The 16722-nt window shown below is 34.1% G+C and carries 16 protein-coding genes, 1 tRNA gene and 1 pseudogene; 8 read left to right on the forward strand and 10 right to left on the reverse strand.

Annotation, left to right across the window (positions count from 1 at the left end; all coding sequences use genetic code 11):
• Positions 1-8: 8 nt before the first annotated feature.
• The 3 genes from NST63_RS07170 to NST63_RS07180 form a co-directional block, all read right to left on the reverse strand.
• Positions 9-1175 (reverse strand): MalY/PatB family protein, encoded by a 1167-nt coding sequence (locus NST63_RS07170; protein ID WP_341041700.1) that lies wholly within the window; start codon positions 1173-1175, stop codon positions 9-11.
• Positions 1176-1540: 365 nt separating this feature from the next.
• Complete coding sequence (locus NST63_RS07175) at positions 1541-2371, reverse strand: alpha/beta hydrolase (protein WP_341041701.1); 831 nt, start codon at positions 2369-2371, stop codon at positions 1541-1543.
• Between the two features lie 191 nt (positions 2372-2562).
• A complete protein-coding gene (locus NST63_RS07180) occupies positions 2563-2769 on the reverse strand; it encodes a helix-turn-helix domain-containing protein (RefSeq protein ID WP_058002757.1) in 207 nt (68 codons plus the stop codon).
• 273 nt (positions 2770-3042) lie between these two features.
• Here NST63_RS07180 and yugI point away from each other — a divergent pair, with 273 nt between their 5' ends.
• Complete coding sequence (gene yugI / locus NST63_RS07185) at positions 3043-3420, forward strand: S1 domain-containing post-transcriptional regulator GSP13 (RefSeq protein WP_058002756.1); 378 nt, start codon at positions 3043-3045, stop codon at positions 3418-3420.
• A 152-nt stretch (positions 3421-3572) separates the two neighbouring features.
• Here yugI and NST63_RS07190 read toward each other — a convergent pair whose 3' ends face one another.
• Positions 3573-4874, reverse strand: coding sequence for a sigma 54-interacting transcriptional regulator (locus NST63_RS07190; RefSeq protein ID WP_341041702.1), 1302 nt, complete (start codon positions 4872-4874; stop codon positions 3573-3575).
• 274 nt (positions 4875-5148) lie between these two features.
• Here NST63_RS07190 and NST63_RS07195 point away from each other — a divergent pair, with 274 nt between their 5' ends.
• Entirely contained in the window at positions 5149-6342 is a 1194-nt protein-coding gene (locus NST63_RS07195; protein WP_242598359.1) for an ornithine--oxo-acid transaminase, read from the forward strand.
• 59 nt (positions 6343-6401) lie between these two features.
• Complete coding sequence (locus NST63_RS07200; protein ID WP_058002753.1) at positions 6402-7646, forward strand: Glu/Leu/Phe/Val family dehydrogenase; 1245 nt, start codon at positions 6402-6404, stop codon at positions 7644-7646.
• Between the two features lie 121 nt (positions 7647-7767).
• Here NST63_RS07200 and NST63_RS07205 read toward each other — a convergent pair whose 3' ends face one another.
• Positions 7768-7998, reverse strand: a complete 231-nt coding sequence (locus NST63_RS07205; RefSeq protein WP_058002752.1) for a DUF378 domain-containing protein — start codon at positions 7996-7998, stop codon at positions 7768-7770.
• A 369-nt stretch (positions 7999-8367) separates the two neighbouring features.
• Between NST63_RS07205 and NST63_RS07210 the strand changes: the two genes are divergently transcribed.
• Together NST63_RS07210 and NST63_RS07215 are read left to right on the forward strand one after the other, a co-directional pair.
• Positions 8368-9717 carry a glucose-6-phosphate isomerase gene (locus NST63_RS07210; protein ID WP_058002751.1) on the forward strand — a complete coding sequence of 450 codons (1350 nt, stop codon included), beginning with the start codon at positions 8368-8370 and terminating at the stop codon, positions 9715-9717.
• 95 nt (positions 9718-9812) lie between these two features.
• The gene (locus tag NST63_RS07215; RefSeq protein WP_212946389.1) at positions 9813-10214 is read left to right on the forward strand and encodes a YugN-like family protein; all 402 of its coding nucleotides are present in this window, start codon (positions 9813-9815) and stop codon (positions 10212-10214) included.
• A 1-nt stretch (position 10215) separates the two neighbouring features.
• Here NST63_RS07215 and NST63_RS07220 read toward each other — a convergent pair whose 3' ends face one another.
• Positions 10216-11208, reverse strand: a complete 993-nt coding sequence (locus NST63_RS07220) for a potassium channel family protein (RefSeq protein ID WP_212946390.1) — start codon at positions 11206-11208, stop codon at positions 10216-10218.
• A 126-nt stretch (positions 11209-11334) separates the two neighbouring features.
• Here NST63_RS07220 and NST63_RS07225 point away from each other — a divergent pair.
• Positions 11335-11407: transfer RNA gene (locus tag NST63_RS07225), tRNA-Ala, on the forward strand.
• A 265-nt stretch (positions 11408-11672) separates the two neighbouring features.
• Here NST63_RS07225 and NST63_RS07230 read toward each other — a convergent pair.
• Both NST63_RS07230 and NST63_RS07235 read right to left on the reverse strand, forming a co-directional pair.
• Positions 11673-12142: pseudogene (locus NST63_RS07230) on the reverse strand (GNAT family N-acetyltransferase).
• 105 nt (positions 12143-12247) lie between these two features.
• Entirely contained in the window at positions 12248-12961 is a 714-nt protein-coding gene (locus tag NST63_RS07235; protein ID WP_212946391.1) for a hypothetical protein, read from the reverse strand.
• Positions 12962-13610: 649 nt separating this feature from the next.
• Between NST63_RS07235 and NST63_RS07240 the strand changes: the two genes are divergently transcribed.
• Together NST63_RS07240 and NST63_RS07245 are read left to right on the forward strand one after the other, a co-directional pair.
• Complete coding sequence (locus NST63_RS07240; protein WP_071977797.1) at positions 13611-13907, forward strand: transposase; 297 nt, start codon at positions 13611-13613, stop codon at positions 13905-13907.
• Between the two features lie 8 nt (positions 13908-13915).
• Entirely contained in the window at positions 13916-14797 is an 882-nt protein-coding gene (locus NST63_RS07245; protein ID WP_341041706.1) for an IS3 family transposase, read from the forward strand.
• A gap of 107 nt (positions 14798-14904) precedes the next feature.
• Here the strand turns inward: NST63_RS07245 and trhA are convergent, their stop codons facing one another.
• On the reverse strand, positions 14905-15540 hold the full coding sequence (trhA, locus tag NST63_RS07250; RefSeq protein WP_212946394.1) for a PAQR family membrane homeostasis protein TrhA: 636 nt from the start codon (positions 15538-15540) through the stop codon (positions 14905-14907).
• A 479-nt stretch (positions 15541-16019) separates the two neighbouring features.
• A complete protein-coding gene (locus NST63_RS07255; protein WP_212946395.1) occupies positions 16020-16274 on the reverse strand; it encodes a hypothetical protein in 255 nt (84 codons plus the stop codon).
• Positions 16275-16722: the final 448 nt, after the last annotated feature.

The following is a 16722-nucleotide window of genomic DNA, read 5'->3' on the forward strand; positions in this document are numbered from 1 at the left end:
CTCGTTCATCAACTCAATGCTTTTATGAATCGAGCAATTCCCTCTTTAACCGTTTCCCTTGAACAACCTACATTCATTCTTAAAAAACCTTCTCCACCAGGGCCGTATTTCTTCCCTGGCTCTAAAGCAAGACGTCCTTTTTCAATTAGACGTGTTTTTAGTTCCTCATCAGATAAACCGGTATCTCGACAATCGATCCATATTAAATAACCACCTTCAGGATCCATCACTTTTACTGCTGGCAATTCAGCTTCGACCGTTTCTTTGACGAGTTGAACATTTTCTTTTATGTAGAATAGAAGCTGATTTAGCCAATCCTCACCATATTTATAGGCAGCTTCCATTCCGATGATTCCAAAAGCATTCAAAGTGTGAAATCCTTGTTGATGTTGAATGGTTTCGATTTTCTTTCGTAATGTAGGATTTGGAACAATTAAGCTTGACGCTTGTAGTCCCGCTAAATTAAATGTTTTTGTGGGTGCGATACAAGTGATAACAAATTCACGATAGGATGCATCAATAGATGCGATCGAAAAATGTTTGTTTGGAGCACCTACTAGGTCAGAATGGATTTCGTCTGAGAGAATAATCACATGGTATTTCTGACAAAGTTCAGCTAATTTTTTTAGTTCTTCGCGTTTCCAGACCCGTCCACTAGGATTATGTGGGTTGCATAAGAAAAACAGTTTTACAGGATTATTTTTTAATGTCTCTTCGAATTGCTCAAAATCAATCTCATATCTATTGTTGACTAAATGTAACGGACAGTTTGTCACTTTCCGGTCATTTGCTTCGATCATTGTAAAAAATGGTGTATAAACAGGCGATTGCAAGAGAATGTGATCACCTGGCTCAGTAAAAGCTAAAATGGCAAGTCCTAAAGATGGTACAACGCCATGATTATACAAAATCCAGTCTGCTTCAATTTCCCAATCATGACGTTTTTTCATCCATTCACGTATTGCTTCACCTGTACTTTCTGGAATGGAAGTATAACCAAAAATTTCATGGCTGAGTCTTTTCTGTAAGGCTTGAGTAACCGCTTCTGGTGGCTTGAAATCCATGTCTGCTACCCACATTGGTAGCAGGTCTTCTTCACCAAAAACAAATTTCATCTGATCCCATTTAACGGAAGAGGTTCCTTTTCGTTCAATAAATTGATCAAAAATAGCCATCTAAATCACCATCCTATTATCTTCTTTAAGGCTTTGATTTCTTGAAATAAGATTTTAAGCAGCAATCATGTTAAGAAGAAAGCCTACCAATATGTTATTATAATGTGACTAGAACATAAAGAGATAAGGTGTGAAGATGCAATAGAGAAAGAATGTAAAATTCAGAGAGGTATTACACAATTGGGATCCGCCGGTTAAGGGTCATATGAAACAGAAATGGTTAATGTACATCAAGCTGTGCACGATATAGTGGAGATCAATAAATGAGTTTGCTTTTGTGTAACGGATCCCGTTAACTAAGTGACAAATAATGGCTGGAACTTTAATACGTGAATCCTGTGAACTATAGGTCAGTGCAAGAGATACTAAGCTTGCTTAACAAAATGTTGAATATAAGTATAGACTACATTTGGCTTCTCTTCTGGAATTAAGTGGCCAGTGTTCTTTAAAATAACAAGTTGAGCATCGGGGAGATCTTTGGATAGTTTTTCTCCTATGGCCAAAGGTACGACTCGATCTTGTTCACCCCATATAAGGAGGCAGGGAATTTGGATGTTTTTTAAATCATCCGATAGTAAATCTCCTTCATGATCCCTAACCATTTTCGCTAGTCCTTTGAAAATATTTTTATCGGTAAAAGGTTCCCCATATCCTCTTAACATTTCCTCATCAATCAAAGCGTGATCATAAACTACATTTTCAACATTCTTTTGAACACCGGATTTTTCTAAATAGTATCTGACAAAATGGTGGAAAAACGGTAGGTGACTCAGCAGTTTTAAAGAGGATTTTACTGGCTTTAAATATCCTGAACTGCAAAGAAGAATCCCTTTATTGATCATATAAGGCTTTTGCTTCATCATATGTAGTGCGATTTGTCCTCCCATTGAATGACCAATAATATATATACGTGAATAATCAAGTGACTGGATTAAATGAAGAACTGAATGTGCCATATTTCTATAGGAATATTGATATAAGTAGTGTTTTCCACTTTGGCCAAATGGTGGAAGATCAACAGAAATAATATTATAGCTTTCTGCTAAAAGGGGGATTAATCTTCTATAGCTAAATGTAGACGAAAGAAAACCGTGTATGAGGACGAAAGTATCTTCTGCCTTTTCGTTGATATATTCTTCATAATAGAGATCGATTCCATCAATATTTCTCTTCATTTTTGATACAGTGATGGACATTTAATTCACTCCTATTACAAATTTTTTGCAAAAAAAAGGACGAGCATTTACTCTCGTCAAAATAAAAATAAAAAGGGGGAATACTAGTGTGCTAACATTGATGAAAACTTTCTATCAATGCTACACAGAAAGCCTTGTGTTATAAAGGATTTCCAGATTTCCAACTTTTTAAACATAAATAATTAAAAATATTATTCTTTTGTATCAGTTGTCAAAACTGATGCTGGTACGTCTAGAACAGTAGATAATTTTAAAATGGTTTGAGTAGTTGGAATTTGCTCCCCATTTTCATATTTTTCAATAATTTTCGCCCCTAATCTTGCTTTCAATGCTAGTTCTTCCTGTGATAAATTTTTTTGTTCACGGTAAAATTTTAAATTTTGAGCAAAGGAAGCCATCAAAATCCCTCCATTATCCACTTTATTTTATAGAAACTTTCATTTAGTCATTAATGTTAAGTTGGTTCTTCTCTATCCAGCTTCATCACTTATCTGCTTCAGTATTTCTCAGTATATTGTATCACAATATTAATAAAATCAGGTATTTCCGATTTATGAAACTTTTGTGATTGAATGGTAATTTGTTATTTTTGCGTCATCTTTTCAATTGTGGTATAATTTTTTATTGCGTATATATAGGAGAAAAATAAATATAAAAATAGGAGTGTTTCTATGACGACAAATTATGAAGTAGGTAGCGTATTAACTGGAAAAGTGGCTGGAATCCAGCCTTATGGTGCATTCATCGCACTTGATGAAGAAACTCAAGGATTAGTTCATATTTCTGAAATAAAGCATGGTTATGTAAAAGATATCAATGAACATTTAAAAATTGGAGATGAAGTGAAAGTAAAAGTTCTTACTGTTGACGAAGAGAGCGGAAAAATCAGTTTATCTATTCGTGCGACAGAGGAAGCTCCAAAGCAAGAGAAAAAACCAGCTCGCCGTCGCCAAGCTAATGTTATTAGTGAAGAACCTACTGAAGGCTTCAATACTCTTAAAGATAAGCTTCAAGAGTGGATTAATCAATCAGATTTAATTAAGAAATAATATACAAAAATAGTGGAGCACTCAGATATTTTTATATTAGAGTGCTCCAATTATATTTAAAAGAAAGTATTTGGTCTTTTCGTTTTTGATACGCTTGAACTCCAGCCTTGCTTGTCATGTAGAATCAAGGTGCTAGAGTTTTTTTATTTTTGCTAAGGTTTTTTTATTCCATATTTCCTCATCCGATATTGTAGGTTCTGTCTACTCATCTTAAGTGTTTGGGCAGTTTTAGTAATATTGAATTTATGGTACTGTAATCCTTTTTGAATATAATATTTTTCCGCTTCTTGCATATACTCTTCCAGTGGCTTAATTTCTTGATTTTTGTTAATAAGAAATTGATGATCCTGTGAAATGCGATTTTTAAATTTCATAGGAAGGTGCTGAAATAGGAGTGTATCTTCACTATCAATAATTTTCATTGAACGTTCGATAATATGATCCAGCTCTCTCAAATTTCCTGGCCAATCGTAATCAATAAATGCTTGAAACACTTCTTCTGAGACTGTCTTTAAATTGACTTGATAGATCCTGTTATATTTTTCTATGAAAAACAAGGCTAGTTCTTGAATAGAATTTTTTCTTTCACGTATTGGAGGGATAAAAATTGTTAATTCACTAAGAAGATAATAAAACTTTTTATTTAACTGACCTTTTGCTATCAGATCTATAGGATCCTCATTAGTCGTGCAAATAATTTTATAGTTTCTTGCCTTGTTTAAAAAATTTAGCAGTTTTAATTGACTGGTAGGAGATAAGTTTTGAATGTCCTCTATAACTAATGTTCCCCCATCTGCATTTTCCAACTGATGAATGGATTCGAGAATTGCTTGTTCAACATAGTTATCTAATAAAGTTGTGCAATTATGAATAAAATAAGGCTTTGAATCTTGATTTACCTCATGATGAATGCATTCAGTTAATGTACGTTTTCCGGTACCTGCTTCACCAATTATAAAAATTGACGACGAAGTTGTAGCAACTTTTTGTCCAGTTTCAAGAACTTTATGTGGATAAAATTGTTTATCGGCTAGGCTTTCAAAGGTGGTAGATCCTATTTGTTTCCGTTGTATGCTTTTCTTCATCATTCGATCAAGGTATGTTACATCACGAACAATTTCCACAGCACCAACGATTTGATTATTAACAATTAATGGATAAGTATTGTTTATTGTTTTTATCTCATGTCCTTTGTGATTAAAATAGGTTTGATGGGTATTTAGAATTGACCTTCCTGTATGTAAAACCTTTAATAAAGTACTAGCTTCTCCTTGATAAAATTGAAAGACTTCAAGAATATTTCTATCTAATACATCTTCAATCTCAGTTCCTTCAATTTCCATCATTTTTTTATTATATATAGTCGTTTTACCTGTTTCATTGATAACATGGATACCAACATCTAATAAGTCAAGAATTCTCTTATACATGTCGTTCTCGATATTTATCTGCATCATGTCCCCCTCCTTAAAAACTATAAAGAAAATATAAAAAACTCTTGAAAAATGCAATATATTTTTGCATTATTATATATGTAAGGGTTTTCTTAGTGCAAATTTTTTTTGCACTTGTTTTAAACAAATAGATGGAACTGGCTTATCTAAACGACATCTGTAATGTTGTGATTAATAAATAAAAATAAGCTTGTTTTAGGGGCGGCTATTAAACGGCGTGAACCCATTGCATTTTAGATAACTTAATTTTTCTTAGAGGGATGGAGGAATTTTCATGGTTACAAAATCAGAACAAATTATTGAACAAACGGATCGTTTTGGAGCGCATAATTATCATCCACTGCCAGTTGTAATTTCTGAAGCAGAAGGAGTTTGGGTGAAGGATCCTGAGGGTAATAAATATATGGATATGTTAAGTGCTTATTCTGCTGTTAATCAAGGGCACCGACATCCAAAAATTATTGAAGCATTAAAGCAACAAGCAGATCGAGTGACATTAACATCACGCGCTTTCCATAATGATCAATTAGGGCCTTGGTTTGAAAAAGTTTGCCAATTAACTAATAAAGATATGGCCCTTCCGATGAATACGGGTGCAGAAGCAGTGGAGACAGCTATCAAAGCTGCAAGACGTTGGGCATATGATCATAAAGGCGTTGCTGAAAACCAAGCAGAAATCATCGGTTGTGAAGGAAACTTTCATGGACGAACAATGACTGCTGTATCGCTATCTTCTGAAGAAGAGTATAAGAGAGGATTCGGCCCGATGCTGCCAGGAATTAAACTTGTTCCATATGGTGATATTGATGCGCTTAAATCAATGATTACACCAAATACAGCGGCGTTTATTATTGAGCCGATACAAGGGGAAGCGGGAATTGTTATCCCACCGGAAGGTTTTCTAAAAGCAGCTTATGAGCTTTGTAAAGAAAATAATGTTTTATTTATTGCTGATGAAATTCAATCGGGATTAGCACGTTCTGGTAAAATGTTTGCATGTGATTGGGAGGACGTCATACCTGATGTATATATTTTAGGAAAGGCACTTGGTGGAGGAGTATTCCCTATTTCATGTGTTGTAGCAAATAAAGATATTTTAGGTGTATTTAATCCGGGTTCACATGGTTCTACTTTTGGTGGAAATCCAATGGCATGTGCGGTATCCATTGCGGCACTTGATGTACTAATTGAAGAACAATTAAGTGAAAAATCTCTTGAACTTGGAGAGTACTTTATGAAACAATTAAGGGGGATTAAAAATCCGATTATTCAAGAAATTCGTGGTAAGGGACTGTTTATCGGAGTTGTTTTAACTGAACCAGCAAGAAAATATTGTGAGGCCCTTAAAGCGGAAGGGTTATTATGTAAAGAAACACACGAAAACGTAATACGCTTTGCTCCACCATTGGTAATAAGTCAAGAAGAATTAGATTGGGCTATTGAACGGATTAAAAAAGTTCTCTCTTAATTTATTTTGAGTATTTTTCTTAGTACTGTCACACGATTATTAAATAAAGAGGCGAAATATTGATGGAAAATCTAAATCTATTTACATCGACACAGGATGTCATAAAAGAAGCACTAACTAAGTTGGGTTTTAATGAAGAAATGTATGAACTATTAAAAGAACCATTACGCATGCTTACGGTTAGAATGCCAATTCGAATGGATGATGGAACAGTAAAGGTATTTACTGGCTATCGTGCACAGCATAATGATGCTGTGGGCCCTACAAAGGGTGGTGTTCGTTTTCACCCAGAGGTGGATGAAGATGAAGTAAGAGCCTTATCAATGTGGATGACGATAAAATGTGGAATCGTGGGTCTTCCATATGGTGGTGGTAAAGGTGGGATTATTTGTGATCCTAGAACAATGTCAATGGGAGAAATTGAGCGGTTAAGCCGCGGTTATGTTCGAGCGATTAGTCAAATCGTAGGCCCGACTAAAGATATTCCTGCACCTGATGTTTATACCAATTCACAAATAATGGCTTGGATGATGGATGAATACAGCCGTTTACGTGAGAATGATTCCCCAGGGTTTATAACTGGAAAGCCAATTGTTCTTGGAGGGTCTGAAGGTCGTGAAAAGGCAACTGCTCAGGGAGTTACTATTTGTATTGAAGAGGCAGCGAAAAAGAAAGGCTTTAGCCTTAAAGGGGCTCGTATCGTCATCCAAGGTTTCGGAAATGCAGGAAGTTTCTTAGCAAAATTTTTGCATGAAGAAGGTGCAAAAGTAATTGGAATTTCTGATGCGTATGGTGCACTTCATGATCCTGATGGTTTAGATATCGATTATTTACTTGATCGTCGTGACAGCTTTGGTACAGTTACTACATTATTTGAAAATACAATAACGAATAAGGAATTATTAGAATTGGATTGTGATATTTTAGTTCCTGCAGCCATTTCAAATCAAATTACATCAGAGAATGCAGGAAATATCAAAGCTTCTATTGTCGTTGAAGCAGCTAATGGACCAACAACAACAGAAGCAACGAAAATCTTAACTGAAAGAGGCATTCTCCTTGTACCAGATGTACTTGCAAGCTCTGGAGGAGTCACGGTTTCTTATTTCGAATGGGTTCAAAATAACCAAGGATATTATTGGTCAGAAGATGAAGTGAATGATAAGCTTCGTGATAAACTAGTGGATGCTTTTAATAATGTTTATCATACTTCTGAAACACGGAAAGTGGATATGCGATTAGCTGCATATATGGTTGGACTTCGTTATGCTGCTGAGGCATCGAAATTTAGAGGCTGGGTTTAATTTATCATAAGACATAATAAAGTTTCGTCATTTCGTTGAAAGAAATAATACTAAAAAAAGAGGTGGGTTAAACAAAGTGCATTTTTTGTTTGATCCACCTCTTTCATACTTCTTCATTTACTTATTTTGTTGTTCTTGCCTCAGGTGAACGCTCTACTTCCTCATTCGGTTTAAATAGCAATCCTAAATTAATAAGTCCAGCAATACCAACTAATCCATATATGATACGTGACAAAATCGTATTATCACCAAAAATAGCAGCTACTAAATTAAATTGGAAAAAGCCAATGAGCCCCCAGTTAATAGCCCCAATAATAGTGAAAATTAATGCAATACGTTGAGTAGTACTCATTTTTTTCTCCCTCCTTTCCTTTTTGGATAGGGTCTTTTCTCAAACATTGTTGCTATTTAGGTAAAGTTTTTAACTAATAAATATCCGCTAAAAAATTGCTGACTCCCTCTATCACTGAAAAAGAGTTGCAATACTTCATAAAAATCACTTCCCTTATAGTACAAAAGCCGAAAAGTGCTTTTATAAAATAAACTATACGAAAATAGCCTTTGGATCTGACAAGCCACTGAGAAAAGATTTCGTACATTTATAGAATGATGTAAATACATAAATATTATGCAACTGGTCAATCTGTAAGTGTGGATGCTTGAAAAAAATGATTTCTTTGGATAAAGTGATAAAGTAGAACATGAAATGGAGGAATTAACCTTGACACACATTCGTTTTGATTATTCAAAGGCATTAAGCTTTTTTGGTGAGCATGAACTTACATATTTAGATTCAGCTGTTAAGGCTGCCCATCGTTCTTTACATGAAAAATCTGGGGCAGGTAATGATTTCTTAGGATGGATAAATCTACCTACTGAATATGATAAAGAGGAATTTAACCGCATTTTAACTGCCTCAAATAAAATAAAAAATGATTCAGACATCCTTTTAGTTATTGGTATTGGAGGGTCCTATTTAGGTGCACGTGCAGCTATTGAAATGTTAAATCATAGCTTTAATAATCTTTTACCAAAAGAAAAACGTCAATCTCCGCAAATTTTATTTGTTGGGAATAATATTAGTTCAACATATATGGCAGATGTGATTGAATTATTAGACGGTAAGGATTTTTCAATTAATGTCATCTCAAAATCCGGTACGACTACTGAACCAGCTATTGCTTTCCGTATTTTTAGTAAGCTGTTAAAGGAGAAATATGGGGAAGAAGAAGCTAAAAAACGTATTTATGCAACGACAGATAAAGCTAAGGGTGCTTTAAAGACATTAGCAAATGAAGAAGGATATGAAACATTTGTTATTCCTGACGATGTTGGTGGAAGATATTCAGTTCTAACTGCAGTAGGATTATTACCGATAGCTGTCAGTGGAGTAAATATTCAAGAAATGATGGAGGGTGCAGCTAAAGCTAGCAGTGACTTTGCTCAAGAGGAATTGAAAGAGAATCCTGCTTATCAATACGCTGCGGTTCGAAATATTCTTTATAATAAAGGAAAAACAATTGAAATGCTCATTAATTATGAGCCTGGTTTGCAATATTTCTCCGAATGGTGGAAGCAATTATTTGGAGAAAGTGAAGGTAAAGATCAAAAAGGTATCTTCCCTGCTTCAGCGAATTTCTCTACTGATTTACACTCATTAGGTCAATATGTTCAAGAAGGACGTCGTGACTTATTTGAAACAGTAATTAAGGTAAAGAAAGCTAGACATGAAATAGTTATCGAAAAAGAAGATAAGGATTTGGATGGTTTAAATTATCTTGCTGGAAAAACGATTGATTTCGTAAACAACAAAGCATTTGAAGGAACATTGTTAGCACATACTGATGGCAATGTACCTAATTTAATTGTAGAAATTCCTGCAATGGATGCTTATACATTTGGATATCTAGTATATTTCTTTGAAAAAGCATGTGCCATCAGTGGATATTTATTAGGAGTAAACCCATTTGATCAACCTGGTGTTGAAGCTTATAAGGTAAACATGTTTGCGCTATTGGGCAAGCCAGGGTATGAAGCGAAGAAAATAGAATTAGAAAATCGATTAAAGTAAAAGAAAACCTCCTTAAGGGAGGTTTTTATTTTTTTAGAATATGCTAAGCGTTCTTTAGGGAAACTATGAAAAACAAGAAGGAGTGTAAGCAGAGTATGTATGAGATCCCGACAAAAATAGAAGGTAAGCAATATTCTTTATATAAATTGGAAGAAGCATTAAAACCAATTGGGTATTCGATTGGTGGTGGCTGGGATTATGATCAAGGATATTTTGATTTTAAAATGGCAAATGATGAGGGCTATCAATTTTTAAGAGTCCCCTTTACACCAGTTGATGGAGAACTGGATACGAGAGGTGTCGTTGTTCAACTTGGCAAACCCTTTATCTTGAATCATGTCTATCAAGAAGCAGTAGATGATGAAGCAGGAGTTGGGGTGGCAGCTGCAGGCTTTGATCAATTCGCGGAACCTAAAGATAGAGATGGAGATATTCCCAAAAAGTATATTGATTTTGGTAAGGAACTTGTTCGCGAATTAGAACATATTTTATCTTGAATCATTTAGAAATAACCAATAATTGATCTGATTTTTTAATTCTATAATAGAGGGGAGGATTAATTTTCGTATTCTCCCCATGTTTATATCCAATAAGTAGCATTCCATCTTTTTGGATCAATTTGCTTAATGCTTGAAAAGAGAGTCCCTCCCATTCGGGTAATACCGGAATTAACTTTAAGTGATTGTCATTTAAATGATCAAGCATAGTAATGATTGTATCTGACATACCATGAGAAAGAATGCTGTTCATCATTATATAGGAGGATTGCATATTTGTTTGAATCACTTCATCAGCACCACCGCGTTTTGCATTCATAAAATTTTCACTCGTTAGAATCTCTACAACACAGTAAGCAGCGGGATGGATTCCTTTCACCGCCAATAAAGTAAGAATGGTTCCCATATCTGCATGGGTCTCAGTTTTATTTTGATCTGATGTAATTAAAACAAATTCGGACTCACTAATATTTGCCTTTCTTAATGTTTGATCTATATAGGGCTTTCCTTTAATGAAGTGTATTTGTCGATTTGGATAAGGATTTTCTTCAAGTGTATCGTCAATTAAAACAATTGGATGAAGAAATTTAGTTTGTAATAACTGCTCAATAACACTTTGTGATCGGCCATTCCAACCAATAATAATGATATGATTTTTTCCATTAAACATGCTTTTTCCTTTTACTTGTGAATTTTGTAATCTTACTGTAGTTGCTGCAAGTGATGCAAAGTATGCGGAAACAACACCAGCCCCAATAAACACAAGCAGCATTCCAAGAATTCTTCCTTTGACCGTCTCAGGATAGACATCCCCGTAGCCAACCGTGGCTGTAGTAATCACAGCCCACCACACTCCTACGAATATCGAGGGAAAGGATTTAGGTTCAATATAATGAATCGCAGCTCCAAAGATAAATATGACCAATAAAGCTAAAAGGAAAACTCTAAAAATGACTGGCCAACGTAAAAAACGATAATAGATTTGCTGAAACATATACCCCGCTCCTTCATACCCTTTGCATAGACCATTATCCCCGTTTTGAGGCAAATCTATAACATTTTTAAAATTTTTGCTTGCTCTTGCTTTATAGAATCAAATATAATTAAGGAGTAAGCTTAAGGGGCATTAGCTCAGCTGGGAGAGCGCTACGCTGGCAGCGTCGAGGTCAGGGGTTCGAGCCCCCTATGCTCCATAAATAAACCCTTAGAGCCACATAGGTTCTAAGGGTTTTTTATTTTTTCTAAACATAAAAATTTTGTATTTATTGATGAATTGGCGCCGAAATGAAATTTTTGTTATTTTTAAAACGTATTTCATACTTGTTTTAGAACATTTAGTATTAATGGAGGAACCTGAATAAGTACATAACCAAGTCCTGCATTTTGAATTATGGTCATTTAAAAATCTATGTTTTATTCCACAATCGCGCCCTTTAAATGGAATAAATAGCTTATTAATTAAATTAACTCTTTCATAAATGATAATCTGTCTTGATTTGGTCCATCATAGTCTATATTGACGGGAAACATCATTTATTGTTTTATCTCCCTTTTCAATGACAAACCCCATCTTAGTATGATAAGCAATTGAAACTTTGTTGACAGGAGACGTTACACAACGGACAATTTTGCAACCACTTTGTTAAACTTTATTAGAACATTCGTTGTATAATTTTTTCCAGGCTATATTTTCTATAATTAGGATGAACTCCTAAAAAGTGAATATACGCCTCATTAGAATGTGATTGAGAAAGGAAGCCTATTAGGAAACCTACAATTTCTCCAACCTTTTCAACAACGAAACTTGTATTTGTAAAATGGTCAAAGAATAATTTCGGTAACTTATCAGACATTTGCCTTCCTCAACACTTATTGATTAGTGGGGATATTACATAGTAATTTGACCCTTTCACTAAACGTATTTTCATCTTTATTTCCCTTTAGTTGAATTTGAAAAGAGATGATTCGTAAATAAAGCGCTTGATAGTCTAAAAAACTTGTAACCATTATGAATTAAATAAATTAAATAACTGCTATCGAGTTGAGCCTGAAAATTCAATTTGTTTTCTATCTGACTTCTTTACCCATTCACTTTCATTCCAAATATTTGGGTTGTCAATCGTTAGATTTTCTCCACGCACCAGGAAATCATAACTATCTTTGGCACCAGTATACCAATCGACAATAACTAACTTCCCGTTTACATTACGTACGAGAAATTCAGTGACTTCACCATAACTACCTATAGTCTTATTAATTTGTACAGGTAATTTTAAATAGAGAAAACCTCCATCCACATCATCCGTATACTCCACTTCCCAAGCGCCGATATTAAGATTTTGCACCTCATTAGAATCAGTAAATTCTGAATGTAAATCATATTGTGATTGAATTTTTATTTGCATATACTGTTTAAGGTTATCGTTATCGATAAATGTATCCAATTTAATGTCTGAACCGTTCCAGACCGCTTTATAATAGTCAATCAGCGCTTTAACACACATCTCATAAGCGGCTTCAGAATCCTGAACAATTACTTTCCCTTCGCTCTTTGCTACATACACAGGTGAATCTTGTAATACATTCTGCCCCATGCTAGGAGTAATTTCTGTGTTTATTGAACTATCTGTGCTGCTATCTCCCGAGACTACAGAAGTATTTTTTTCGATATTACCATTTGTTTTATCTGAACTACACCCAACTAATACAAGTCCAATTGCGAATAAAAGGATAATGCATCTTGTCAAAACATCAGCTCCTTTTCCTATAAGACGTAATTACTTAAGGGAAGTTACAGCCCTTTCTCAATTTAAAATGATCTTTATGTTTATGCGTTTAATACACTATTTAGACATAAAGTGATCCTATTTAGATTTCGTCTATCTACAACTGATTCTATCGCATTATTTGCCTCATACGGTCAGCACTTACCATTGAACTTGATAAAAAAGATGCTTTTCGCTGCTACTATTTCTTGAACACGATAGCAGTACGGAGCGCCAAGGAAGCCGGTACAAAGATGTCTCCCGAGGGTGTCTCGACTTTTAATATTAAAAATAATTCATCATAAGAATGAGATATTGAAGTAAGGTAACTTCGGTTGGGAACAAATATGTAAAACATTTACAATTAATTGACTAATATGGAAGTTATTAAAAAATTGGAAGCAAAGTTGAAGGACATTGAAAAGGAAAGTGAATTACACAATCCATAAACATAATTTAGAATAGATTATAAAGTGAATAAAAACTGGAGGAATATGGAATGTTTGATTGTCTCACAAAATAAATTAACATCACGATGCCACATAAATAGCCCTTCTCAATTGATATGATGCCCTAATAGTAGACAGAAAAAAGAAAGCACATTAATGTCTACTATGGAGGGGATTTTTTTATGGAGAAAAAGCGAAAAACTTATGATATAGATTTCAAGAAAAAAGTGGTGGACCTCCATCTAGAAGAAGGAATGGGTTATAACCTTATTGCTAAAGAGTTAGGGATAGATAAAAATCAAGTAAGAAGATGGGTGAACCACTTTAATAATGAAGGAATGATGGGACTTGAAGAGAAACGGGGGAAGTCTAAAGGAATCGGTATGGGCAGACCTAGAACTCTTTCAGAAGATCCAGAAACTAAAATAAAATTACTTCAAGCAGAGAACGAAATGCTAAAAAAGCTCTTAGAAATGTGAAAGGAGGAATGGATGAAGTACCTAAGAAAAAGAAGTATCAGGTGATTCAAGATATGGCTGGAGGAGATTTCTCTCTCCAATTATTATGTAAGATTGCCGGAGTTTCAAGGAGTGGCTATTATAAGTGGGTTAAAAGGCAGTCATGCCTTTCTCCAAAACAATTAGAAAATGAAGAGATCAAAGAAAAGATCTTAGAGTGTCATAGAAAATTAAAGGGTATTTACGGATATCGAAGAATACTAGTGTGGTTACGTTTAACTTATAATCTGTGCATCAATCATAAACGTGTGAAACGTTTAATGAATGAACTTGACATTCGCGCAAGAATTAGACAGAAACGACCATACTACGGAAAAAAGGAAGCTTATATTGTTTCAAACAACCATTTAAATAGAGCTTTTCAAGCTTCAAAACCTAATGAGAAATGGATTACAGACATTACATATCTTATTTTTAATGGGCAAAAACTCTATCTTTCCGTCATTATAGATTTATATAACAATGAGGTAGTCGCTTTCCAAATTAGTAGTAGAAATGATTTAAAATTAGTAGTAGATACACTTAAGAAAGCAATAATGAAACATGATGTAACAGGAATCCTCCTTCATAGTGATCAAGGATTTCAATATACATCGCGTTTATATCATCAACTTCTTAAAAAGAATCAGATGAAACAGTCTATGTCTCGGAAAGGGAACTGTTGGGATAATGCATGTATGGAGAGCTTCTTTAGTCACTTTAAATCGGAATGTTTTAATCTCTATTCTTTCCGAACAGCTGCAGACGTTAAGTTTGCCGTACAAAAATACATACGATTTTATAATCATCAGAGGTTTCAAAAGAAATTAAATAACCTGAGTCCTTATGAATATAGAACTCAGGTTATTTAGTGGTGCTTACTTAATACTGTCTACTTGACAGGGGTCACTCCAAATCGAGAGGGGCTATTACTTATTCAACTAAGCGTACTATACTGTTTTAAAAGAGATTTAATTAACTATAAATATAATAATACTCCGAAAAAGTGACATGCACTACCAGCAATTACAAAGACATGCCATATGGCATGATGATATTTAAATCCTCTCCACATATAAAATATGGAACCAATACTATAAATTAACCCACCTGCAACTAAAAGTACGATTCCTGTTATACTTAAATTTTGTATAATCGGCTTCCAAATCACTATAATGGACCAGCCCATTAATAAATACAAAATAGTTGAAGTATATAAATATTTCTTAACAAAAAAACACTTAAATACTGTACCCAAAATGGCTAAACCCCATACGATTCCAAATATCGTCCACCCTTGCCATCCTTGGACAATGATAAATAAATAAGGTGTATACGTCCCCGCAATAAAAAAATAAATTGCAGAGTGGTCTAATATTTCAAATATATCTTTTGCCTTGCCTTGTCTGAGCGAATGAACAAGTGTGGACGAAATATATAAAAACAGCATTGTAATGCCGAAAATGCCAAAACTTACAATATGCAATTCGCTCCCTTTAATACTTCCAAATATGATTAACAGAACTAATGCTACTATACTTAATATTGCTCCTATACCATGTGTAATTGAGTTTGCCAATTCTTCTCCCTTAGAGAATGAATGAGTAGCTGCCAAATTATCATTTCCTTTCAATACTAAAATTCACATAAAATTGTAACTTCCTAATTAATATTGACCTATCAAATAAAAAAAATGCCTTATCTTCCTTTCGCCCTAATGATTCCCAGAGCGTAGAAGTGTGAATTAAACTTATTAAAAAGTCAAAATTAAAATTTATTCGTGGTAGTGGATAATTGAATGGATAAATCTTAATTGAGTTATGTGGAATAATGAATGGATTTTTTTAATAGAAAGATGGTACTATTTAATTCTTTTATAGTGTGGTTGAGTTCTTTAAAAAAGAATCGTGAATAAAAAATATTACAGTAAGTATAACATGTGAGTAGATTAAAAACAAATTAGATAAATTGAATTAATCAATAAATTTTCCATAATAAGTCGCGAATGTAAAATGGTCAATTTGTTGTCTATCTATTTCCACTACTGCTTCCCACTCATTTATAGATTTTTTCTATATGGAGAGAGGTCTTTGTTTATTTCACAAGATATAAATTTCTATTCTTATATAACTTCTGAACTTCTTCAGTAATATTAATTGTTTCCTCATAAATAACTTTATAAATTTGCACCTCTTTATTACCATGTTCCTTTTTGAATTGTTTAATGTAAATATAAGCATATTTAGCAGCATCAACAGCACCATTGAAAGGTGTTAGAGTGGAGAAACTGCCACCTTTTTGATAATATTTATCCTCTAACTTTAAATATATATCTATGTTTATGGTCATAGTATTCACCCCAGATTATTTAATCTTAGCTGTTCTCATTATACCGTTGATACAGGTAATAATATAGAAGAAACGAGATAAAAGGGTTTGTTGACGAATTGTTGACTAAACTTGTCAACAACCTTCATTTTCGTTCCTTTTGCTCCTATACACGATTACGAAAACAATTTTAATCAAGTCTTATTCAAAGATAATCTCAAACCATCAAAAATGAGTTGCTACGCTGGCAGCGTCGAGATCAGGGGTTCGATCCCCCTATGCTCCAGTTTTTTATTAACGATATTGTTTCTCGTTTGTGAGAGACAATGTCGTTTTTTATTGTGTATTTCTTGGATAAGAATCTGTTATCTGTGATAATCTGAGTAAATTTACAAGTTAGGCGGTTACTCGTTCTGTTATGTCTTGTATGACAATCACTTTGTATTAGATAACTCAAGAGGGTATTCGT

Source organism: Heyndrickxia sp. FSL W8-0496, assembly GCF_038007825.1.
Taxonomy (GTDB): Bacteria; Bacillota; Bacilli; order Bacillales; family Bacillaceae_C; genus Heyndrickxia; species Heyndrickxia oleronia.

What these genes read in the sequence shown, in the direction of transcription:
- NST63_RS07170 (WP_341041700.1), bottom strand. Translation starts at nt 1,175, where the DNA reads ATGGCTATTTTTGATCAATTTATTGAACGAAAAGGAACCTCTTCCGTT.
- NST63_RS07175 (WP_341041701.1), bottom strand. Translation starts at nt 2,371, where the DNA reads ATGTCCATCACTGTATCAAAAATGAAGAGAAATATTGATGGAATCGAT.
- NST63_RS07180 (WP_058002757.1), bottom strand. Translation starts at nt 2,769, where the DNA reads ATGGCTTCCTTTGCTCAAAATTTAAAATTTTACCGTGAACAAAAAAAT.
- yugI (WP_058002756.1), top strand. Translation starts at nt 3,043, where the DNA reads ATGACGACAAATTATGAAGTAGGTAGCGTATTAACTGGAAAAGTGGCT.
- NST63_RS07190 (WP_341041702.1), bottom strand. Translation starts at nt 4,874, where the DNA reads ATGCAGATAAATATCGAGAACGACATGTATAAGAGAATTCTTGACTTA.
- NST63_RS07195 (WP_242598359.1), top strand. Translation starts at nt 5,149, where the DNA reads ATGGTTACAAAATCAGAACAAATTATTGAACAAACGGATCGTTTTGGA.
- NST63_RS07205 (WP_058002752.1), bottom strand. Translation starts at nt 7,998, where the DNA reads ATGAGTACTACTCAACGTATTGCATTAATTTTCACTATTATTGGGGCT.
- NST63_RS07215 (WP_212946389.1), top strand. Translation starts at nt 9,813, where the DNA reads ATGTATGAGATCCCGACAAAAATAGAAGGTAAGCAATATTCTTTATAT.
- NST63_RS07220 (WP_212946390.1), bottom strand. Translation starts at nt 11,208, where the DNA reads ATGTTTCAGCAAATCTATTATCGTTTTTTACGTTGGCCAGTCATTTTT.
- NST63_RS07240 (WP_071977797.1), top strand. Translation starts at nt 13,611, where the DNA reads ATGGAGAAAAAGCGAAAAACTTATGATATAGATTTCAAGAAAAAAGTG.
- NST63_RS07245 (WP_341041706.1), top strand. Translation starts at nt 13,916, where the DNA reads ATGGATGAAGTACCTAAGAAAAAGAAGTATCAGGTGATTCAAGATATG.
- NST63_RS07255 (WP_212946395.1), bottom strand. Translation starts at nt 16,274, where the DNA reads ATGACCATAAACATAGATATATATTTAAAGTTAGAGGATAAATATTAT.